At 62.4% G+C, this 21,797-nt stretch carries 13 protein-coding genes and 1 pseudogene; 9 read left to right on the plus strand and 5 right to left on the minus strand.

Annotated features, from left to right (window positions below):
• Positions 1–383 precede the first annotated feature (383 nt).
• From HV796_RS34165 to HV796_RS34195, 7 genes are all read left to right on the plus strand, one after another.
• A complete protein-coding gene (locus HV796_RS34165) occupies positions 384–2,663 on the plus strand; it encodes an amylo-alpha-1,6-glucosidase (RefSeq protein ID WP_175232308.1) in 2,280 nt (759 codons plus the stop codon).
• Between the two features lie 629 nt (positions 2,664–3,292).
• A complete protein-coding gene (locus HV796_RS34170; protein ID WP_175232309.1) occupies positions 3,293–4,450 on the plus strand; it encodes a porin in 1,158 nt (385 codons plus the stop codon).
• A gap of 269 nt (positions 4,451–4,719) precedes the next feature.
• Positions 4,720–5,679 carry an LAPAL motif-containing putative phage structural protein gene (locus HV796_RS34175; protein ID WP_175232310.1) on the plus strand — a complete coding sequence of 320 codons (960 nt, stop codon included), beginning with the start codon at positions 4,720–4,722 and terminating at the stop codon, positions 5,677–5,679.
• Between the two features lie 374 nt (positions 5,680–6,053).
• Positions 6,054–6,479 carry an OsmC family protein gene (locus HV796_RS34180; RefSeq protein WP_175232311.1) on the plus strand — a complete coding sequence of 142 codons (426 nt, stop codon included), beginning with the start codon at positions 6,054–6,056 and terminating at the stop codon, positions 6,477–6,479.
• 101 nt (positions 6,480–6,580) lie between these two features.
• Positions 6,581–7,222, plus strand: a complete 642-nt coding sequence (locus HV796_RS34185) for a TetR/AcrR family transcriptional regulator (protein ID WP_175232312.1) — start codon at positions 6,581–6,583, stop codon at positions 7,220–7,222.
• Positions 7,223–7,269: 47 nt separating this feature from the next.
• Entirely contained in the window at positions 7,270–8,799 is a 1,530-nt protein-coding gene (locus tag HV796_RS34190; RefSeq protein ID WP_377694631.1) for an MFS transporter, read from the plus strand.
• A 501-nt stretch (positions 8,800–9,300) separates the two neighbouring features.
• A complete protein-coding gene (locus HV796_RS34195) occupies positions 9,301–9,579 on the plus strand; it encodes a YodC family protein (protein ID WP_175232314.1) in 279 nt (92 codons plus the stop codon).
• Between the two features lie 13 nt (positions 9,580–9,592).
• Here HV796_RS34195 and HV796_RS34200 read toward each other — a convergent pair.
• From HV796_RS34200 to HV796_RS34210, 3 genes and pseudogenes are all read right to left on the minus strand, one after another.
• Positions 9,593–9,841: pseudogene (locus tag HV796_RS34200) on the minus strand (LysE family translocator); the annotation flags it as partial.
• 158 nt (positions 9,842–9,999) lie between these two features.
• Entirely contained in the window at positions 10,000–11,169 is a 1,170-nt protein-coding gene (locus tag HV796_RS34205; RefSeq protein ID WP_175232315.1) for an epoxide hydrolase family protein, read from the minus strand.
• Between the two features lie 72 nt (positions 11,170–11,241).
• Positions 11,242–11,559, minus strand: a complete 318-nt coding sequence (locus HV796_RS34210; protein WP_175232316.1) for a superinfection immunity protein — start codon at positions 11,557–11,559, stop codon at positions 11,242–11,244.
• Positions 11,560–11,723: 164 nt separating this feature from the next.
• Between HV796_RS34210 and HV796_RS34215 the strand changes: the two genes are divergently transcribed.
• Complete coding sequence (locus tag HV796_RS34215) at positions 11,724–13,181, plus strand: M20 family metallopeptidase (protein ID WP_175232317.1); 1,458 nt, start codon at positions 11,724–11,726, stop codon at positions 13,179–13,181.
• 501 nt (positions 13,182–13,682) lie between these two features.
• Entirely contained in the window at positions 13,683–14,561 is an 879-nt protein-coding gene (locus tag HV796_RS34220; protein WP_175232318.1) for a crotonase/enoyl-CoA hydratase family protein, read from the plus strand.
• A 164-nt stretch (positions 14,562–14,725) separates the two neighbouring features.
• Here HV796_RS34220 and pdeR read toward each other — a convergent pair whose 3' ends face one another.
• Together pdeR and HV796_RS34230 are read right to left on the minus strand one after the other, a co-directional pair.
• Positions 14,726–16,738: a cyclic di-GMP phosphodiesterase gene (gene pdeR / locus HV796_RS34225; RefSeq protein WP_175232319.1), complete on the minus strand. Its 2,013-nt coding sequence runs from the start codon at positions 16,736–16,738 to the stop codon at positions 14,726–14,728.
• 397 nt (positions 16,739–17,135) lie between these two features.
• Positions 17,136–21,731, minus strand: a complete 4,596-nt coding sequence (locus HV796_RS34230) for a DEAD/DEAH box helicase (RefSeq protein WP_175232320.1) — start codon at positions 21,729–21,731, stop codon at positions 17,136–17,138.
• Positions 21,732–21,797: the final 66 nt, after the last annotated feature.

Here is a 21,797-nt window from a genome sequence, read left to right on the forward strand (position 1 = left end):
GGTGGGCTGGATTGCGCAGTGGAACGAGATGATTGCCGATCCGGAACAGAAGATTGGCCGTCCGCGTCAGCTCTTCGTCGGCGAGACGCCGCGCGAGGCGAAGCCGCTCGCCAGGCGTTAACACGCACGGTCAAGGTCGCGACAAGGGCGCGCGCATGCGGCGCCCTCAAACCGCACGACGCGTGCCAGGTCTGCCGCGGCTGACGCCGGTTCGCACCGCGCAAGTAGCCGTTTTCGGCGATTTCTGCCATCTCGCTCCCGCCGTCCGCGTGCAACGATGAAATTGCACGTGCGGACGCGCAACGCATACGTGTCCATTTCACGTAGACCCTCTACAATCGGAACGAGGATTGACCGGCACAGACGAGCACAGGAGGGAGCCAATGCAGAATCCGGAAGCACTCGGTGGATTGACACATTCGGGCAATGTGGATTTCGCGGAACTGGAAGAAGACGGTGCGTTCATCGCGCCGGAGAACCTGAACGCGGCGAGTCCCAACCAGTCGGTACTGAAATCGGGCGGGACATTCATCGTCAACGATCCATTGGGCGACGTCACCGGGATCGACGACGGTTTGTTCGTCAACGATACGCGGGTGCTGTCGGAACTGCGCCTTACGTTCGGCGGGCGTGCGCCGTCGCTGCTGTCGGGTAGTGTCAGCAGTGATAACACCGCGTTCACCGCGCACCTCACTAATCGTCCGCTGCCGCCACTCGGCGGAGACAGTACGCCCGAAGGCGTGATTCACGTCGAGCGTGTGCGCGTGCTATGCGGCACGGTGCTCAACGAGGCGATCGAACTGACGAACTACGGGACGAACGACGCGGTTGTGCCGTTGTCCATTTCGTTTGCGAGCGACTTTCGCGACATGTTCGAAGTGCGAGGGCTCAAGCGCCCGCGGCAGGGCACGATCGAACCGGCACGGGTCGAGAACGGCGAGGTATTGCTCGGCTACGTTGGGCTCGACGACGTGTCGCGTCGTGTGCGAATCGCTTTTTCGCCGACGCCGGACAAGTTGTCGGCGCGCCGTGCCGACTATTCGGTGCGCTTGCCGGCGCAGGCGTGTGTGTCGATCTATCTGTCGGTGTCCGTCGAAGTCGACGCAAAGCACGGGCGCGGCGATGCGGACGTGCCGCAGGCGACGCATGCGGTGAGTGAAGCGCACGTGTCGCAAATCGATACGGTGCGGCCGCGGGTCGGCCGTGCGGCGGTGCGCGCGGCGCTGGTCGACGCGCATCTGATGATGCGCGAGCGGCGCCGTGCGTCGGCGCGCGTGCGCTCGAGCAATCCGCTTTTCAACGCGTGGATCGAGCGTTCGCACGCCGATCTGAGTCTGCTCACGACCGATCTCGAAACCGGCCCATATCCGTACGCGGGCATACCATGGTTCTCGACGCCGTTTGGCCGTGACGCGGTGATTACTTCGTTGCAATCGTTGTGGCTGCAACCAGGGCTTGCGCGTGGCGTGCTGCGCTTCCTCGCGAAGCATCAGGCGCTCGAAGATTCGGCGTTTCGTGATGCCGCGGTCGGCAAGATCATGCACGAACTGCGCCGCGGCGAGATGGCGGCCACCGGCGAAGTGCCTTTTGCACTGTATTACGGCGGCGTCGACACCACGCCGCTTTTCATCGTGCTGGCGGGCGCATATGTGACGCGCACCGGCGACACCGCACTGATCGACGAACTGTGGCCCGCGCTCGAGCGCGCGGCAAAGTGGGTCGCGGGCGTCTGCGATCGTAACCGTTACGGCTTGCTCGACTATCAGCGCGCTTCCGACGGCGGTCTTGCCAACCAGGGCTGGAAGGACAGCCACGACTCGGTGTTCCACGCCGACGGCCGCTTCCCGGACGGCCCGATTGCGCTCGTCGAAGTGCAGGCGTACGCGAGCGCCGCGTTCGACACGATGGCGCAGTTCGCGACGCTGCGCGGGATGGCGAGCGATGCCGCGCGCTATACGCAGCGCGCGCGGTCGATCCGCGAACGCGTGGAAGAGCTGTACTGGATGGACGATCTGAACTTCTACGGGATCGCGCTCGATGGACACGGCGAACTGTGTCGCGTGCTCGCGTCGAATGCCGGTCACCTGTTAGCGTTCGGGCTGCCGAAGCGCGAACGCGGCGAGGCCGTCGCGCGCACGCTTGGGTCTGCGCTCTTTCATACCGGCTGGGGGGTGCGCACGCTGGCGGCCGGCCAGCCGCGCTTCAATCCGATGGCATACCACAACGGTTCGGTCTGGCCGCATGACAACGCGCTGTGCGCGCGTGGCCTCGTGCGCTACGGCGGCAAGGCCGGCGCCGTGAACTTGCTGCAGGCGCTGTTCCAGGCGGCGGTCAAGTTCGATATGCGCCTGCCCGAGCTGTTCTGCGGCTTCCAGCGGCGCCGTGGCGAGCCGCCGACCGCGTATCCGGTCGCCTGTCTGCCGCAGGCATGGGCGGCCGGTTCGCCGTTCATGATGCTCGAGGCGTGCCTCGGCGTGACGATCGACGCGGCGCGCCGCGAAGTGTTGATCGAGCAACCGATGTTGCCGGATGGCATCGACTGGCTCGAAGTCAGCAATCTGCGGGTCGGCGATTCGTCGGTATCGGTCACGTTTCGGCGCGTGGACGGCAAGGTCGTGGCATCGGCCGAGCAGGGCGACGTGAGGGTTATCGCGCTGCTGTAATGGCCGTTTCCCACGGCCACATTGCGCAGGCGGGCGGCGAATCATCGCCGCGCCGCCAGGTTAAAGCGGTTTCAAAGCCGATTCAAAAAACGGCATTGCGCCGGATGACTGTGATTCTCAAAAGACGAGCATAATTATTGAAAAATATGGCTTTCATAAACTTTCATTACGATAATTCCGTGCAAATCTGATACTGAAAGTTGTTGTGGTTCGCCGGTAAATGCCATTTCAGTCAAATATAAAGCGGAATTATTGAGTCAGAAGCGTGCAATGCGCTTCCTGCGGAACTCGACGAGACGCCGTTTGTCCGGCGTCGAATCTTGTCCATATTGGCTCGCAGAGATGTTGGCCATACCGTCATACGATTCCGTTCAATTGGAAAACAGCTTCGCGAACGGGAAAGAATACGTCGCGTTGCGAGTACGCCACGGCGATCCTTTAAAACCCGCGTTTGGATCGTGTTTGATTCAGCCCAAAGCTTTGTCTGACCTGCATATTACTGTTTTATGACGTATTTATCGCTCGTATAGACGAAGTGTATTGCGCTATGTGGCGAGATGATTATCACGGGTAGCTCCCTATACTTCCGTTCGCCGTTCAATTCGGTTTCCACACGAAGGAGCTACTCAGTGAAGAAAATCGCTATCCCCGCCGCGGTCGTTGCGGCATTCGCGGCATCGACCGCGCATGCGCAAAGTTCCGTGACGCTTTACGGCCTCATCGATGCCGGTCTGCAATATACGAATAACGTCGCCGGCAAAGGCGGCGCTTCAGGTGGTCCGCTGTTCCAGGCGACGAGCGGTGAAATCAACGGCAGCCGCTTCGGCTTGCGCGGATCGGAAGACCTCGGCGGTGGCCTGAAGGCGATCTTCGTGCTCGAAAACGGCTTTAGCGTCACCAACGGCAAGCTCGGGCAGGACAGCCGCCTGTTCGGCCGCCAGGCGTTCGTCGGCCTGTCGAGCGCGCAGTACGGTACGGTCACGCTCGGCCGCCAGTACGACACGCTGGTCGACTTCGTCGCGCCGCTGTCGGGCACGTCGGGAACCTTCGGTGACACGGGCTTCGCCCACCCGTTCGACAACGACAACCTGAACCATTCGGTGCGGATGAGCAATGCGGTCAAGTACACCAGCGTGAACTACGGCGGCTTCAAGTTCGGCGGCCTGTATGCGTTCTCGAACAATACCGACTTCTCCGTGAACCGCGCATACAGCGCGGGCGCGAGCTACTCGTTCGCGGGCCTGAACATCGCGGCCGGCTACCTGCAGATCAACGGCTCGAACAGCACGGCGAACACGTCGGGCGCAATCGACCTCGCCGAATCGCAATCGAACGGCACCGGTGGCTTCGTCCTCGGCAGCGACGTGCAACGCACGGTCGGCGCGGGCATCAACTACGCGATTGGGCCGGCACTGGTCGGTTTCGTCTATACGCACAGCCAGTTCCAGGGCACGCAGTCGTTCGGTTCGCAGAATGGCCGTGTGACTTTCGACAACTATGAAGTGAACGGCAAGTATGCGTTGACGCCGGCCATCAGCCTCGGCGTCGCGTACACGTACACGGATGGTCACGTGACCGACAGCACGAAGTTCGGCGCGGATCCGAAGTGGAATCAGGTCAACCTGCAGGCCGTGTACTCGCTGTCCAAGCGTACCGACGTGTACGCGGAAGGCATGTACCAGCATGTGTCGGGCAGCAACTTCGTCGCGTTTATCAACAACTCGGGTGGCGCGTCGTCGACGGGCAACCAGGTTGTCGCGACGATCGGCATGCGTCACCGCTTCTAAGCCGCGACATCCCGCGTAGAGAAGAGACGTAAGAGAACCCCGTCCGGCGCGTGCCGGGCGGGGTTTTTTCTTGTGATGTCCGCGATGGTTGTCTTTCGCTGCTGATATCACGTTGAGTTAGCTCCAAAACCACCGACAAACTAGGCATCCGCTCAACCAGGATTAGGCGGCGCGAGACGTTTGTCAGCCACGGTACTTCCAGGGCAGCATGCAACATCTTGTCCCACTGCCTCGCGGTACATCGGCGCCGCGTCTCCTGAACTATGGAAATGAACAATCATCAGCAGTTCTATGTTGTCTACGACGGTCCCGCGCTGAAAGACCACCGAATGGATGTGCGTGACCTGGCCCCCGCGCTCATCGCTATCGCCGATCTGCTGACCGCGGCGAATGAGGAGATCAATGGAAAGACCGCGAAGCTTCGCGTGCACGTCAATGCGAGTTTCAAGGCGGGCTCGTTTGGCATCGACCTGGTCGCGACGCAGCATCTGCTGTCGCAGATCAAGGACATCTTCTCCGGGAACGGTGCGAGCGCCGTCTGCAACGGCTATACGCTCATGACAATGGTCGGATTCGTCGGCGGAGGCGGCCTGATAGGCCTGTTGCGCCGGTTGAAGGGGCGGCGCCCTGTGCAGATCCGGCAGACGGGCAAGGTCGCAACCGTCCATATCTCACAGACCGAATCGATCGAAGTCGACTCCCGTGTGGTGAAGCTCTACCGCAGCAGCATCGTGCGTACGAGTCTGGAAAAGGTGGTCTCGCCATTGGAGCAGGAAGGCATCACCGACTTCGGCGTGATGATGCTTGAGAGGCTGGTCCTTGAGATTCACGATGATGAAGTCGGCTCGCTGAGCGCGGTCACGATGGATACCGCCGCAGAGGTCGTGTCCGATACCACGTCACACAAGATGCTGCAAATCGAGTCGCTGGCGTTTAAGGATGGCAGCACGTGGCGCGTACACGACGGTATCGCGACCTTCCACGCTTGGGTTGACGATCGGGCATTCCTGAAGAAAATCGACGCTGGCGAGCGGTTCGGCAAAGGCGATGTGCTGCTTGTGGATCTTCGTCAGGTGCAACGCATTGATGGCGGAAGGCTGAATAGCGAGTCGACTATTGTTAAGGTGCTCGAACATCGCCAGCCACTGCAGCAGAACTTGCCTGATAAAGCGTATGCCGGAGCGAATGAAGAACACGGTGGTTCCGGCGTTGCATTGTCCCTTGCCTAGCGCTTTAGCGGCTGCCGACTCCGGCCGTGTAGCGATCGAAATACCGCTCAATTTCGGCGTCTTTCCGCACGCCGCGCTTCATCAGGCCGTTAGGTACTGTTCCGCTCGCTGTACGGACCAGATGAAAAGACGCCAGCCGGGCAATCGCTATTACGTGTTCCGCAATAATGGGCAGACGTCCATGTTCGTGGCCGCTTCATCGCAGCGTCGTGGGCGAGAGCCTATGATGAAGTTCGGTCCGCGCCTGCGCCTCGAGCGAAGTGCAGCATTCACAGCGATGTCATTTTCCGCAGAAGATTTTAGGCGGGACCGTTGCGGACGGCTTCGCGGCACGACAGTTGGCTGGACGGACGAGGCAACCACAGGAGAGCGTAATGAAGCGCAAGGCATCGGCAGTCTGGCAGGGCGGTCTGCAGGACGGAAGGGGCTCTATCTCCACGGACAGCGGCGTGCTCAAGGACACGCAGTATTCGTTCGCGACGCGGTTCGAAAGCGGCATCGGCACAAATCCAGAAGAGCTGATTGCCGCGGCTCACGCGGGTTGTTTCTCGATGGCGCTGTCGGCGGAACTCGGCAAGGCCGGCATCAAGCCGGAGCGCATCGCAACGACTGCGACAGTGACGCTGGATAAAGACGGCGGGGGCTTCTCTCTTACGGCGTCGCATCTGGACGTCGTCGTGAAAATTCCCGGTGGCGACAAGGCCAAATTCGATAAGGCCGCGGCCGACGCGAAAGCCGGTTGCCCGATCTCGAAGGTGCTGAACGCGACCATTACGATGGACGCGAAGCTCGAAACCTGAGCGTCATTCTCATTTGCCTCTCACGGTGAATAGCCGCGGCACGCATCTCGAACGTGTCGCGGAGGTTGATTTATTGACTGTTCAGTCATAAAATCGTGACCATGTCTGATTCAATCGTTCCGAAAAAGCTCGCATACAAACCGGCCGCCGAATGCCCGCGCGGCCGTCCGCGCCAATTTGACACCGATGCCGTCCTCGCAAAGGCGGCCAAGGTATTCTGGAATCACGGCTATCACGCGACGTCGATCGATGACCTCGTCAAGGCCACCGGCGTACTGCGCGGCAGCCTGTACGGCGTGTTCGGCGACAAGCACGGGTTGATGCTTGCGGCGCTCGATCGCTACGCCGAAGGTTCGATCGCGGCGCTCGTCGAGCGCCTGAACGCGGACGTGCCGCCCGAGCAGGCGCTGCGCAACGCGCTGCTGCACCACACACGGATCGCGCCGGCGCTCGCCAACCCGCGCAGTTGTTTTATTACGAACGCCACGCTTGAAATGCAACCGCACGACGAAGCGTTACTTGCAAAGCTCGCCGCGATCCAGCGGCGCATCGCGACGCTCTACGCGGCTGCGATCATCCGCGGCCAGGCGGCGGGTGTGTTCAATCCGACGCTCGACGAAAAGGCGGTTGCCGATTACCTGCTGTGTATGACACAAGGCTTGCGCGTGCTTGGCCGGGTCAAACGCAACGAAGACGAACTGGCGGCAATCGTTGACATCGCGATGCGTGCGCTGACCTGCTGAATCCAATCAAATTTTTTTGTCGATTTATTGAACGATCGGTCATGAATATGAAAGACGCTACGCGACCTGAAGCGGAAAAGCCAAACGCCCGCGACCGCGCGACCCAGCCGGTCGCAACCGCGGGCGCACCTGATGCGCCGCCGCATGCCGCGCATACCGGTATGGCGCTCGTCGTGCTGCTGGTCGGTGCATTTCTCGCGCCGCTCGACTATTTCATCGTCAACCTGGCGCTGCCGTCGATTCACACCGGCGTTGCCGCGAGCGACGCGCAATTGCAGTTGATCATTTCCGCGTACGCATCCGCGTTCGCGGTGGTGCTGATTACCGGTGGGCGGCTCGGCGACCTGTTCGGTCGCAAACGGATCTTCATGACCGGCATGGCGGGCTTCGTGATCGCATCGGCGCTATGCGGCCTCGCGACCAGCGGGATAATGCTGGTCGGCGCACGCATCCTGCAGGGTGTGGCCGCCGCGCTGATGGTCCCGCAGGTGCTCGCGACGATTCGCGCGGTCGTGCCGCAGCATCAGCAGACGAAGATCATTGGTTTTTACGGATTCGTCTACGGCCTGTCGTCGATCGTCGGTCAGTTGGGCGGCGGCGCGCTGATCACCTATCGGCCATTCGGGCTGGACTGGCGTGCGGTGTTTCTGATCAATGTGCCCATCGGCCTGCTCGCGTTCGTTGGCGCGTGGACGACCCTCCCGGAGACCCGGCAGCCCAGCCGCACGAAGGTCGACGTGACGGGTGTCCTGCTGCTGTCGCTGCTATTGCTTATGCTGATCTATCCACTCACGCACGGCCGCGAGGCGGGCTGGCCGCTGTGGACGTTCGTGATGTTCGCGCTGAGCGTGCCGGTGTTCGCACTCTTTATTGTCGTCGAGCAGCGCATCGTGCGCGCGGGTGGCTTTCCGCTCGTCGATCTGCGGTTGTTCCGTAATCCTGCGTTCTCGATCGGGCTGGTGGTCGCGTTCCTGTTCTATTGCAACAGCGCGTTCTTCCTCACTTACGGTATTTATCTGCAAACCGGGCTGCACTGGACACCGCTGGAAGCGGGCCTCGCGATCATGCCGTTCGCGGTCGGCTTCGTGGTGGGACCGCTAACGTCGCCGGCGGTCGTCGCGCGAATTGGCACGCATGTGCTCACGCTCGGCTTCGCGTTGCTGGCAGCGGGGTTCACGGTAACCGGATGGGCTGCGCTGCGGCACACCGAGCCGGGCCTTGTGTTCTATGCGGGCCTGGTCGGTGCGGGTATCGGGCACGGGCTCGTGTTTCCATCGGTGATGCGCGTCGTGTTGTCGGAGGTGGTGCCGGAAAAGGCGGGGCTCGCATCGGGCGTGGTCAACACCACGCTGCAGATTGGCGCTGCATTTGGCATTGCGGCGATCAGCGGCGTGTTCTTCGGCATCGTGCAGGGTCACGAGACGCCGCAGGGCTACGCGCGCGCCTTCGAAGGCAGCCTCAGCATCAACGCAATGCTGCTGGCTGGCTGCGTTGTGCTGAGCGTGATGTTGGTGCGCCACCAGCAACGTGCATCGCGTGAAACCCGCGAAAATCGTGCACTGAAGAAATGCGCATGAGCAGGAAAGTATTCGTCAGGCATTTACCACGCGCCTGGTAATCGTCCGTATATAGTCCGACTGTTTCAGAGTATTGCGGGGCGACGGATTATCCAGATTCAATGATGATTGACCGGTTTATTGGTGAGCCGATTATCGCGGCATTATGCCTGTTGTCGGGGGGGGTAGCAATGTTTATTGCATCCGTATGACAGAGAGCCGTCGGAACAGATTACATCTGCGGAAGATCGCCCCGTAAATCCTACGACCGACGTAGCCGAATCCTTACGGCATAAGCTGCCGCCGCCGGCAGCATCACGCGTCCCACATACTGAACGGCCGTTCTAAAATATTTTATAAAACCGTTTAAATCCTGATGAAAACGGTTTCTTTTAAAAAAGACTTGCTCACCGAAAATGAGATTGTTAATCTTGCGGCACCCATTAAATTGATTCGAACGGGAGTGCGTTTGTGGCAGTGTTTGATCAGACGGGTCGATTCTTATAAACGGGGACAATCATCATGCTGACTGCTTCTCTCAAACCATTTGATACGCCGCAAACCAGCCGATTCAACGTTGGCGATGTTGTCACGCTCAAAGCCGGCGGCCCGCGCATGACCGTCACGTACATCGGGCCTGTGGGCGGCTCCGCCGATGAGCGGTTGGTCTGCCAATGGTTTGATGAGCACGGCGAATTACGTCAGGACATCTTCGATCTGCATGAGGTGCGCTGCGAGCCGCGCTCGATTCCGGCGGGCTCGGTGCAACTGCACAAGTTTATCCGGGTCGCGCTGACCTGAAGCATGCGGCGCGCTAACGGCGCGCTTCCATCGCCATCCGGACCGCAAGGCCCGTCAATACAGTCCCCATCATCCAGCGCTGGATCGCAAGCCATCGAGGCCGACTCGCGAGAAACCCGGCGATCGAACCCGCCGTCATCGCGACGGCCGCATTCACGCTGATGCTCAACGCAATCTGCACGAATCCGAGTGCGAGTGACTGGCCCAGCACGCTACCGTGCCGTGGATCGATAAACTGCGACAGCAGCGATAGATAAAGCACAGGCGCGCGGCGGTGCGCGGTTCCGGCCGACGGATATCGGCCTCGAAGCGCGGTTCACGTTCCCTGATGGTGGTCCATCTCGTAGCGCCAGTTACGCGAACGCGTCGATTATTCCACGACAACGGCTGTTGCGGTAGGCCGCGTCATCGCAACGCGCGTCAACTGCGACGCAATGGCCTGAAGAACCGCCTGATGTCCTCGGCCAGCAGCGCGGGCTGCTCCATCGCCGCAAAGTGGCCGCCACGCGGCATGTCAGTCCATTGCAGCACACTGAACGCGCGCTCGACCCACGAACGCGGCGGCTGGCTGATTTCCTTCGGAAAGCGTGCAAATGCCACCGGCGGCCGCACGCGCTCGCCAGGTGCGAAGCGCAGCGGTCGCAAACGGGTTTCCCAGTAGAGGCGCATCGACGAGCCGATCGTCTGCGTATGCCAGTACAGCGACAGGTTGGTCAGCAAGTCGTCCCACGTCAACACGCTTTCGAGGTTGCCGCCGCAATCGCTCCACGCGCGGAATTTCTCGACGATCCATGCGGCGAGCCCAGCCGGCGAATCATTCAGCGCATACGCAAGGGTTTGCGGCTTGGTGCTGTGCTGGTGCGCATAGGCGCCTTCGCTGTCGGCCCACGCCACTTTGGCCGCGACGAATTCGCGTTCCGCTTGTGTGAAGGGCGCGTCGTCGGGCGTTTGCGGCGGCGCGTACGAACTGGGCAGGTAGTTCAGGTGAATGCCGTCGACGCGGGCGGCGTGGCGCGATGCAAGCGCGATCGACACGGCAGCGCCAAGGTCGCCGCCTTGCGCACCGAAGCGTTCGTAACCGAGGCCGCTCATCAGCTCGGCCCAAAGGTCCGCGATCGCGAAGACCGATGTGCCCGGCGCGGCGGGCCGCTGTGAAAAGCCGAAGCCGGGCATCGACGGCACGACGACATCGAATGCATCGGCGGGATCCGCGCCGACCGAAGCCGGGTCGCACAAATGCGGCAGCAGCGCGAGGAATTCGATGAACGAACCCGGCCAGCCGTGAGTGATCACGAGCGGGTAGGGCTTGGGCCCGTGTTTCGGCACGACACCGCGCCGATGCAGGAAATGGATGCGCAGGCCGCCTACCGTCGCGGTGAACTGCGGCTGCACATTGAGTGTGCGTTGCGCGGCGCGCCAGTCATAAACGCTTGCCCAATGTTGCACGAGCGCTTGCAGATAAGCGCGATCGGTGCCGATTGCCCAGGGCATGCTGTCGTACTGGTCCGGCCAGCGGGTATCTCGCAGCCGTACACTCAGCGCATCGATCTGCGCATCGGGAATATCGATCTGAAAAGGAGCAATCTGCATCGCGTAGTCCTTTGTGACGTGACGCAGCAGATTAGGACGCAACGACCGCGGCGCGCAAGTGACGCGCGGCCGTCACTTCGATGCTCGCTCGCTCGTGTTGTTGCGCGACGAGCGGAAGCGGACCCGCTCGGCGAGCATCACCGAAAAGGTGCGCATGCTTCCCAGCTTGCGCGACTGCGCGATTTCGCTCGCGACGTTCCTCGGCGGATTCGGCTGCACGGCCCAATAAAGTGCAAGCAGCCAGCCGAATACGGTCCAGCCGACGACGGCGTTGAACAGGGCGATTGTCAGCAGATCGTAACGCTTTCGCCGATCGGCGATGATCGATGGCAGGAAGTAGAGTGCCAGCGAGGCGACAGCCGCGATGACTTGGACGACGAGGGTGCTCATTGAAGTGCCCAAAGGGCGATGCGTACCAGATGACGTCATTGTCGCGCGAATGCGGCGCGCGCGCTGTGCAACGCAACAGCCCGAGCGCCCCGCATTTGTTACGCGATGTGTCACGCGCGGGATCGGGACTATCATGTGTTTTTTCGCTGACCGGAACGCTCGCAATGACCACCGACGCCACCACCCAATCGAAACTGGATCACAACACGCTGAAGGATTTTGTCGAACGTAAATGGAACGACGAGATCGTGCCGGCACTGACGGACTACATCGCCGTGCCCGCCAAGAGTCCGGCGTTCGATCCCGAGTGGCAGCAGCACGGCTATATCGAGCGTGTCGTCACGGAGGCGGCGAAGTGGGCCGAAACGCAGCCGGTGCGCGGGCTCAAGCTCGAAGTGGTGCGTCTGCCGGGCCGCACGCCGGTGATCTTCTTCGAGTCGCCGGCTACGCGTTCGGGCAGCACGGAGACGATCGTGCTGTACGGGCATCTCGACAAGCAGCCGGAATTTGCCGGCTGGCGTAACGACCTTGGGCCGTGGACGCCGAAATTCGAGGACGGCAAGCTCTACGGCCGCGGTGGCGCTGACGACGGCTACGCGATCTACGCGAGCGTCACCGCGCTCGCGGCGCTCGATGCGCAGGGGGTCGAACGGCCACGCTGCGTCGGGTTGATCGAAACCTGCGAGGAGTCGGGCAGCTACGACCTGCTGCCGTACGTCGATGCGTTGCGTGAACGGCTCGGTAAGGTCGGGCTGGTCGTGTGCCTCGATTCGGGTGCGGGCAATTACGATCAGCTATGGCTGACGACGTCGCTGCGCGGGGTGGTCGCCGGCGACCTCGAAGTGCAAGTGCTCGATGAGGGCATCCATTCGGGCGGGTACGGCGGCATCGCGCCGTCGAGCTTTCGCATCATGCGGCAACTGTTTGAGCGGCTCGAAGACGCGTCGAGCGGCAATTTGCTGCCGAAGGGCTTTCATTGCCCGATTCCGCCAGAGCGCCTGCGCGAAGCGGAAGTGACCGCAACGATTCTCGGCGATGACGTATGGAAGAAAATGCCCTGGGCGTGCGGCCAGGACGGCCGGCAGGTGTTGCCGACCACAACCGACCCGAAGGAGGCGCTGATCAGTTCGACCTGGCGCCCGTCGTTGTCAGTGACCGGTGCGGCGGGTCTGCCGTCGCTCGCCGACGCGGGCAACGTGCTGCGCCCGCGCACCACGTTCAAGCTGTCGCTGCGGCTGCCACCGCTCGTCGATGCTGCGCAGGCCGTCAACGAATTGAAAGCATTGCTCGAACTTGACCCGCCGTACAACGCTAAGGTTACGTTCAAGCCGGATAGCAGCGCGGCGACCGGCTGGAACGCACCGGAAGTCGCAGCGTGGCTGGGCACCGCGTTAAACGACGCGTCGCACCAGCATTTCGGCGCGGACTGCGCCTATATCGGTCAGGGCGGCACGATACCGTTGATGAACGTGCTGAAAGCGGGTTTTCCTCAATCGCAGTTCATGGTGTGCGGCGTGCTCGGGCCGAAGTCCAACGCACACGGGCCGAATGAATTCCTGCACGTGCCGTATGGCAAAAAACTGACCGCGTGCGTTGCCGAGGTCATCGCGTCGGCTCCCTGAACGTCTGGCATCCTGATCACCCTGCACCGTATCCGCGCATTGTCGGCGCGGGTGCGGTGTCGCCACTCTCAGCCCTTGCATTGCCGCGGCTGAACTTCCCGAAAGCCCTACCCGATTCCGCTGGATTCCCCGCCGGCAACCGCCTTCGGGCGTTTTTATTTTCCCGATAATTAGAATAAAAAATGCAATCGGAATATATTCGAACTGCATTGCAGACGTGGAATGGAATTTCCACAGAAATTTTGAAGTAAAGGTTCTAATGGCGTTATGCCCATCCACCATTCCGACTGGCTTGATCGGGTATCCCTGGCATTTATTGCATCGCAATCGTTTGCGCCATGAAACGTCGGTACGAGTTACCGCGAAGCCGCGCTGGGCGGACTGGCGCGTACATTCCGTCAATTGTGCAGAAATGTTGGCCAGCCGCTCTCGCGGGCTTGTGGTCTGTTTTAGGCTCATATCGCTCTACCGACGTTTTATAACCTAAAAGGACCACCGGAAATGAACCTCAATAGCCATCACGCATGTCGTCCGTTTGTCGAGGCGGGCAATCTGTCACAAATCTCGGCTTTTTATGAAGAAGAACGCAACATCATGTGGATGATGTTGCGTGCGCAACCACGTCCGTGCTTCAACCTCGAACTCGTGCACGACATACTCAGTCTCGCGCATGCGGCTCGAGAGTCGGGGTTGCCGATCGACTTCTGGGTGACCGGCTCGGTGATTCCGACCATGTTCAACGTCGGAGGGGATCTCAGCTTTTTTGCCGAATCGATTCGCGCGGGCCGACGCCAGGCGTTGATGGCGTACGCGCGCGCTTGTGTCGATTGCGTGCATGCGGCGGCGCGCGGTTTCGACACGGGCGCGGTTTCCATCGCGATGATCGAGGGCACGGCGCTCGGCGGAGGCTTCGAGGCAGCGCTCGCGCATCACTTCGTGCTCGCGCAGAACGACGCCCGGATGGGCTTCCCCGAAATCGCGTTCAATCTGTTTCCAGGTATGGGTGGCTACTCGCTGGTCGCGCGGCGTGCGGGCATGCGTCTCGCTGAAGAACTGATCGGCGGCGGCGAATCGCACACAGCGGAATGGCACGCGTCGAAGGGGCTGGTCGACCATCTGTTCGAGCCCGGCGACGCATACATCGCGACGCGTACCTTTGTCGATACGCTGCGACCGAAGCTGAATGGGATCCGTGCGATGGTGCGTGCCCGCCAGCGGGTGTTGCAGTTATCGCGAGCGGAACTGATGGAAATCACCGAGGACTGGGTGGAGGCCGCGTTCACGATCGAAGAGAAGGACCTTGCGTTCATGGAACGGCTGGTGATGCTGCAAAACCGGCGTACGTCGAATTTGCGCCATCACAACGCGAGCGTCGCGTGATGCGATGATGCGTCAGGTGGCGCGCGGAGCGTAACCAGGACGCAAACAGGCGCAACGAAGCGCAACCAGGTGCAACTGAGCATCCAGCCAGCGGCTTGACGGAAACAGCCCGGCACGGCGCGCGGGCGAGCAGAGGGTCTGGCGGGTCGCGTGGTATGCGCCGTTCAGGCGATCAGACGGACCTTCTGCCGGTCGGCCAGCCATTGTTCGAATTCAGCAGCCGGCATCGGCTGGCTGTACAGATAGCCTTGTACGTATTCGACGCCGAGGCCCTTCATGAAAAGCTCCTCCGCCTCAGTCTCGATCCCCTCCGCAACCACCTGTAGCTGCAACGCCTGCGCGACCGCGACCATCGAGCGGACTAGTGCCTGCGCTTTCTTGTCCGAATTGATCGAGCGTACGAAGCTACGGTCGAGCTTGATGACGTCGAGCGGAATGCGGCCGAGTTGCGACAACGACGAGTAGCCGGTGCCGAAGTCGTCCAGATGCACCTGCGCACCTAGTTCACGGAATTGCGTGATCAGGCCGATCGCGGCCGCTTCGTCTTCGATCAGGCAGCTCTCGGTCAGCTCGAGGTCGATCAGGCACGGGTCCAGATTCGCACTCTTCAACGCTTCGCTGAAGTGCCGCACGACCGCGGTATCGACCAGTTGCCGTGCCGATACGTTGATCGCGATGCGCAACGGCAAGCCGCGTGCGTTCCATTGTGCGGCCTGTGCGGCGGCGGTCTGCATCACCCAACGGCCAAGCGGTCCGATCAGACCGGATTCCTCCGCGTAACGAATGAATTCGCTCGGCATGATCTGCCCGCGTTCCGGCGAATTCCAGCGAACCAGCGCCTCGACGCCGCACACCGCGCCGGTTGCGAGCGACAGCTTCGGCTGGTAATGCAGCGTCAGTTGACCTTCGTCGAGACCGCGCCGCAGGTTGGTATCGAGCCACATATACTCGGCAACCTTGCGATTCATCTCCGGCGAGAACACGCGGTAAGTGCGCTTGCCGTCGTCTTTCGCGACGTACATCGCGGTGTCGGCCGAGCGGATCAGCGATTCGAGACTGTCGCCGTGCTCAGGAAAGAGCGCAATGCCGATCGAGCAGCCGGTGTAGACCTCGACGAGCCCGAGGCTGAACGGTGTGCGCAGCCGTTCGAGAATGCGCTGCGCGGTTGCTTCAAGCGACGCGGCCGTGGCTGGCATCGACAGCACGATGAATTCGTCGCCGCCGAGGCGGGCCAGCGTATCGCCTTCATCCAGACAGTCGCGCACGGTCGCCGACACATCCTGAATCAGCCGATCGCCGAACACGTGCCCGTAGTGGTCGTTGACCTTCTTGAAGTTGTCGAGGTCGAGAAACAGGATGCCGACCGAAGTATCGGCAGGCGCACTTGCGATCGCGGTGCGAATCTTGTCCTGAATCGCGTTGCGATTCGGCAGGCCCGTCAGCGAGTCGGTATTCGCAAGCTCGGACAGACGCTCCTGCGCGCGACGCTCTTCGGTGATGTCGGTGCCCGAGCAAATCAGGAACTGTTCCTCCATGCCGCTGCCGCTTTGCACGAACTTGTTGCGAAACAGGAAGAGCCGCTCGCCGTGCACGGTACGCACGAGCCGCTCGACTTCGTAGGACACGCCGCGATTGAAAAACCCTGAGATATTCTGGCTCGACGCCGCACCGGCTTCCGACGACATGAAAAGCGCCCACACGCTGCGCCCGATCACGTCTTCCTCCTTCATGCCGGTCAGTTCTTCGGCGAGGCGGTTAAAGCGCTGGATACGGCCGTTGCGGTCGACGATCACGACCACCGAGTTCACTTCCGAAACGACCTGCTCGGCAAACGACAAACCATGCACCAGATCGCGCGCGACCGACTCCGTGTCGTCATACTCGGATGCGGTGCCGGCCCACGTGCTGCTGTTGAGCTTCTTGCCGACCAGATGCAGACGCAACGGTTCGCCAAGGAGGCGCACATCGAGCGTCAGATGCGATGTGACACCGGTGAGGCGCCGGATCTGCGCCGCTTGCTGCGCGTTGAGCGCGAGCGCGGCAGTGGCCGGGCCGCTACCGGTGACGGGCGACAACTCGAGCGCGTTACTGTCATTCGACAGACGCCAGCACGGGCTGTGCGTACCGAACCGTGCGTAAAGCGCCTGATGCACCTGATCGTATTGGTCGTCGTTCATGAATGAGGGTATCCGGGCAAAATTGCCACCTATCCTCGCGCCGGTGCAGCGGAACGTGCAAAAAACGGACTGAGGCGGGCGGATGGCAGACGGTCGGCTTGCGGAAGGTTGACCCCATTGTATCGAAGAGCATCCGGATTTCGGGCTCCGAACAGGTTAACGGTTTAGCGCAGAACATTCTTAATAGCAATCGGTAAGTCGCCTGCTGTGATCGTTTCGTGACAACGCAACGGTTTCACGTTGCGGCACGGCCTGAGCGGCGCCCGGCGCCGCGTTGCGTCGTCAGGCTTGCCGTGAAAAAAGACGCCCGCGCATGTCAGTGCGCAAATAGTGGTGTGTGCTTTCTTAGTGAATATGCGTTTTGAATACTATAAATGCAGCACGCCGGTGCGATACGTCAACGCCGTCGCGCAAGACTCGCGCGCATCTGTTCGCGCGCACTGCCGCTTGCGTGGTCGTCAAGGTAGTGGAACTCGCCGGCGACGAGCGTCGCAACCGGCAGGCCTGCGCGAAACAGTACGCGGTTGCCGGCGACGGCCGGCACCTTGTCGCCGGGCAGTAGCGTGCCGACGAGATTGAGCGGGTCGGTCGCTGCGATGCACACGAATCCGCTGTCGTGTTCGTCCTGCTCGCGCCGGCGCATTTCGCGCAGCACCGGGATCGCTTCCGGCAGTGCGAACTGCTCGCCCGCCAACCCGTTGACGAAGCGGCCGCCGCGCACATGGCCGCGCGCTTCGAGCCGCTGATAGACGCGCAGAAGGTCGCGCCATGGCGGCAGCCATTCGGCTTCGCGTTCGAGCAACCGCCAGAACACTACGCCATAGCGGCGCAGCAAGGTCAGCGCGATGTGCTCGATCACATCCGGCGCGCCCGGCGCATGGCGCGCGGCGGAGGCCGCCGTGGCGACCGGCGCGCAGGCTGCTCGCGTGGCGTCGGCTTCCGGTGTTTGCATCGTCGCCGCTTTGCGCCGCTGCACGAGCGCCCAGCGCCCCGCATCATCCATGCCGCCGATCAGCGGCACTGCGGCGCGGCGCCGGCCATGATGAAACGCGTTGCGCTTTGCGGCGGGCTTGAGCAGTGCGCGCAAGCCGGCAAAACTGTCCGAATGCACGAGCCCCGCGGCAACCAGTTCGCCGAGCGCGTTTTCGAGTTCCACGGGCAACAGACGTACGTCGGATACCAACTCGTCGAAGAACATCGCGCCGTGGTTCGTCAATGCATCGTGTACGAGCTGCGCGCGCGCCGACAGGTCGGGCTGCTTTTGCGGGCTGAACAACGCGCCCCATGCACCGAGATGGCGCCGCGGCAAAAGCACGATCGGCGTGCTGCGCACCGGTGCGCTCGATGCGCGCGAACGCTCGGTCAAGCGCGTCCAGACAATCTTGCCCGCCCGGCAGAGTTCGTCGAGCGACGTCGATGAATAATCATCGAGCCGCGCGGGCAGGATGTCTTCTTCCCACGCTGCGGCTGCCGCTTCGAAGCCCTCCATCTGATCAAGCACCGCCGCGAGCGCATCGCGGCCGGTGCCGCGCGTGTCCGGCGTGATGCGCTGCCACGCGAACAGGAAGCGCATGAAGTCACGGCGCTCGACCGGCTCGATTTCGCGCCGCAATTTGCGCACCGTATAGCGATGAATGCGGGCGAGCAGGTGGCGTTCGCACCATTCTTCGTCGGCGGCGCCCGGTGTGAAGCGGCCGCGCATCACATAGCCTTCCACTTCAAGACGAACGAGCGCCTTTGCGATCGTGGCAGCGGGCAGTGCGAGCGCACCGGCGAGCGCCGCCACCGGCATTGGACCGAAACCGGACAGGCGCGCACGCACGACCTCGACGAGCGCATCGTCTTCGTGCCACGCATCGGCGTAGGCTTGGGGCACGCGCAGCTTGGGTTCGAGCGGCGCATCGGGGTAGATCGCGCGCACACAGGTGAGCCGCTCGACGGGCACCCACAGCGCGTCCTGCTGCCCGATCTGCAAGCGTGTCGCGTGGCCTGACTGCGCAAGCGCCGCGAGCCATGCAGGCCAGCCGTCGTTTTGCCGCGCCTCGGTTTGCGTGATGCAGGCGAGCGTGCTCAACGCCTCGTGCATCTCGTCCGCGCTGCGCACGTGCGGCCACGCTTCTTCACGTACGCTTGCGATCGCGTCCGCATCGAGCGCGGCCAGATCGTCGGTAGAGGCGGGATCGGTCCAACGGCGATTCAGCACGGCTTGCGTGCGACGCTCCTCGATCGGCGCATCGTCGAGATACGCGTAGGGCTTCGCGGTCAGGATTTCCGCGGCGAGCGCGGACGGCGCAGGCAAGTCGCGCGCGACGAGCATCACCTGCTTCTGCTCGATACGGCGCAGCAGCGTCAGCCAGCCTTCGGTGTCCATCGCGTCGTGCAGGCAGTCATCGACGGTTTGATCGACGAGCGGATGGCTCGGCAAGTCCCGTTCGCCGACGATGTTCTCCGCGCACGCAACCTGATCCGGAAAGACGGCCGCGAGCAGGTCTTCACTACGCATGCGCTGCAATTGCGGCGCGGTTTTGCGCCCGCCGGTGTAGCGCGGCAGCGCCAGCGACGTGGTCGCATTCCAGCGCCAGCGCACGTTGAAAAGCGGGGCGTCGAGCAGCGCCTGGATCAGCAGATGCTCGGCGGTCTGCGAATTCAGATAGCGCCACACATCGGCGAGCGCAAAGCTGTGGCTGCCGGTCAGCGACAGGATGATCGCATCCTCGGTCGCGGCGGCTTGCAGTTCGAAATTGAAAGTGCGGCAAAAGCGCTTTCTGAGCGCGAGACCCCACGCGCGGTTCAACCGGCTGCCGAACGGCGCATGGATCACAAGCTGCGTGCCACCCGATTCATCGAAGAAGCGCTCCATCACGAGCCTGTCCTGGGTCGGCAAGGTGGAGAGTGCCTGACGTGCGCGGGCGAGATACTCGACGATCTGTCGCGCCGCCGGCTGTGCAAGACCTATCTCGGTGGTTAGCCAATCGATTGCGCGTTCGATCTCGCGTTCGATGCGTGGGCGTTCCGCAACCGCCGTTTGCGCGGACACTTCGTGAGCGACGACCGCGATGCGCGTGATGTCCGCGTCCCGCGGTTCAGGCTCGGTTGCACGTGCAACCATCGCAACGGAAAGGAGGCCGGCATGACCGTCGGCCTCACCGAGCATCTGGTCAATCTGTTCGCGCAGCCGCGCGACACCCATCGACAGCTCATCGCTGCGCCCCGGCGCTTCGCCGAGCCAGAACGGAATGTTCGGCGGCTGGCCTTGCGCATCCTCGACGCGCACGCGTCCGCTTTCGATGCGCAGAATCCGGTACGACGCGTTGCCGAGCTGAAAAATATCGCCGGCGAGGCTCTCGACTGCGAAGTCTTCGTTGACGGTGCCGACCTGGACTCCCTGCGGTTCGAGTATCACCGTATAGTCGGCGTTTTCCGGAATGGTGCCGCCAGACGTGACTGCGTACAGTCTGCCGCCGCGCCGGCCACGCAGCGTACCGCTCACCGCGTCGCGATGGAGATACGCGGCGCGCGTCCCATGACGCGTCGTAAACCCTTCGGCAAGCATCCTGAGCACGGCGTCATAGCGCTCACGCTCGAGTTCCGCATACGGCGCCGCACGGCGGAAACACGCGAAGAGCGCGTCTTCGCTCCATTCACGGCTGCATACTTCAGCGACGATCTGCTGGGCGAGCACATCGAGCGGCGCGCGCGGAATATGCAGCGCGTCGAGTTCGCCGCGCCGCACGCAATCGAGCAGCGCCGCGCATTCGATAAGGTCGTCGCGCGACACGGGGAACAGGCGTCCTTTTGGCATGCCGCCGACATGGTGGCCCGAGCGCCCGACCCGCTGCAAAAATGGCGCGATCGCGCGCGGCGAACCGATCTGGCACACCAGATCGACATCGCCGATATCGATACCGAGCTCGAGTGAAGCGGTCGCGATCAGCACACGCAACGCGCCGCGCTTCAGACGCTGCTCGGCATCGAATCGATGTTCTTTGGCGAGACTGCCGTGGTGCGCGGCGACCGCGTCCTTGCCGAGGCGCTCGGTCAAATGCCGCGCGGCACGCTCGGCCATGCGGCGCGTGTTGACGAACACCAGCGTCGTGCGATGCTGCGCGACCAGTTCGGCAAGCCGGTTATAGACCCGCTCCCATGCATCGTTCGACATCACCGCTTCGAGCGGCACCGGCGGAATCTCGAGCGCGAGGTCGCGGTCGCGCACATGTCCGACATCGACAATTTCGCAATCGGCGGCACAGTCGCCGTGCCCGGCGCCGCCGACGCTTGCACCGCCGACCAGAAAGCGCGCGACCGCGCCGATCGGCTTTTGCGTGGCCGATAGCCCGATGCGCGGCAAGCGCCGCCCGCACAACGCATCGAGCCGTTCCAGCGTGAGTGCGAGATGGCTGCCGCGCTTACTGCCCGCGATCGCGTGAATTTCATCGACGATCACCGTGCGCGTGGTCGAGAGCATCGCGCGGCCCGAATCGGAACCGAGCAGCACGTATAGCGATTCGGGCGTCGTGACGAGAATATGGGGCGCGCGTTTGCGCAGCGCGGCGCGCTCCTGTTGCGTCGTATCGCCGGTGCGCACCGCGGTGCGGATCTCGAGCGGCGGCAGACCGCGCGCGGCGAGTTCCTGCGCAATGCCGGCAAGCGGTGTTTGCAGATTGATGCGGATATCGTTCGACAGCGCTTTCAGCGGAGACACATAGACGACAAGCGTCGCATCGGGCAATGTGCCGCCATGGGCAAGCCCTTCGCGCACGAGTTCGTCGAGCGCGGACAGAAACGCGGTCAGTGTTTTACCCGAACCGGTCGGTGCGGCGACGAGCGTTGAGCGGCCGCTACGGATCAGCGGCCACGCGGCAGCCTGGGCGTCGGTCGGGGCGGGAAAGGTTTTTGCGAACCAGCCGGCGACAACCGGGTGGAAGCCGGCGAGCACATCGGTGGCGGAAGAGCCGGAAGTCATGCGGCCGTAGGTGGGGGCGCGACGAGCCATTTCCAGAGGGCGGCGGACCGCCTGGTTGCGTCTTCAGACCGAAAGTCTCGCAGGTTTTTGACGCTT

This window comes from Paraburkholderia humisilvae, assembly GCF_902859855.1.
GTDB classification, from domain to species: domain Bacteria; phylum Pseudomonadota; class Gammaproteobacteria; order Burkholderiales; family Burkholderiaceae; genus Paraburkholderia; species Paraburkholderia humisilvae.

Bases quoted from the DNA above. Each gene is read 5' to 3' on its own strand.
- HV796_RS34230 (WP_175232320.1), bottom strand. From the start codon at position 21,731: ATGGCTCGTCGCGCCCCCACCTACGGCCGCATGACTTCCGGCTCTTCC.
- HV796_RS34220 (WP_175232318.1), top strand. From the start codon at position 13,683: ATGAACCTCAATAGCCATCACGCATGTCGTCCGTTTGTCGAGGCGGGC.
- pdeR (WP_175232319.1), bottom strand. From the start codon at position 16,738: ATGAACGACGACCAATACGATCAGGTGCATCAGGCGCTTTACGCACGG.
- HV796_RS34215 (WP_175232317.1), top strand. From the start codon at position 11,724: ATGACCACCGACGCCACCACCCAATCGAAACTGGATCACAACACGCTG.
- HV796_RS34205 (WP_175232315.1), bottom strand. From the start codon at position 11,169: ATGCAGATTGCTCCTTTTCAGATCGATATTCCCGATGCGCAGATCGAT.
- HV796_RS34180 (WP_175232311.1), top strand. From the start codon at position 6,054: ATGAAGCGCAAGGCATCGGCAGTCTGGCAGGGCGGTCTGCAGGACGGA.
- HV796_RS34210 (WP_175232316.1), bottom strand. From the start codon at position 11,559: ATGAGCACCCTCGTCGTCCAAGTCATCGCGGCTGTCGCCTCGCTGGCA.
- HV796_RS34185 (WP_175232312.1), top strand. From the start codon at position 6,581: ATGTCTGATTCAATCGTTCCGAAAAAGCTCGCATACAAACCGGCCGCC.
- HV796_RS34195 (WP_175232314.1), top strand. From the start codon at position 9,301: ATGCTGACTGCTTCTCTCAAACCATTTGATACGCCGCAAACCAGCCGA.
- HV796_RS34175 (WP_175232310.1), top strand. From the start codon at position 4,720: ATGAACAATCATCAGCAGTTCTATGTTGTCTACGACGGTCCCGCGCTG.
- HV796_RS34190 (WP_377694631.1), top strand. From the start codon at position 7,270: ATGAAAGACGCTACGCGACCTGAAGCGGAAAAGCCAAACGCCCGCGAC.
- HV796_RS34165 (WP_175232308.1), top strand. From the start codon at position 384: ATGCAGAATCCGGAAGCACTCGGTGGATTGACACATTCGGGCAATGTG.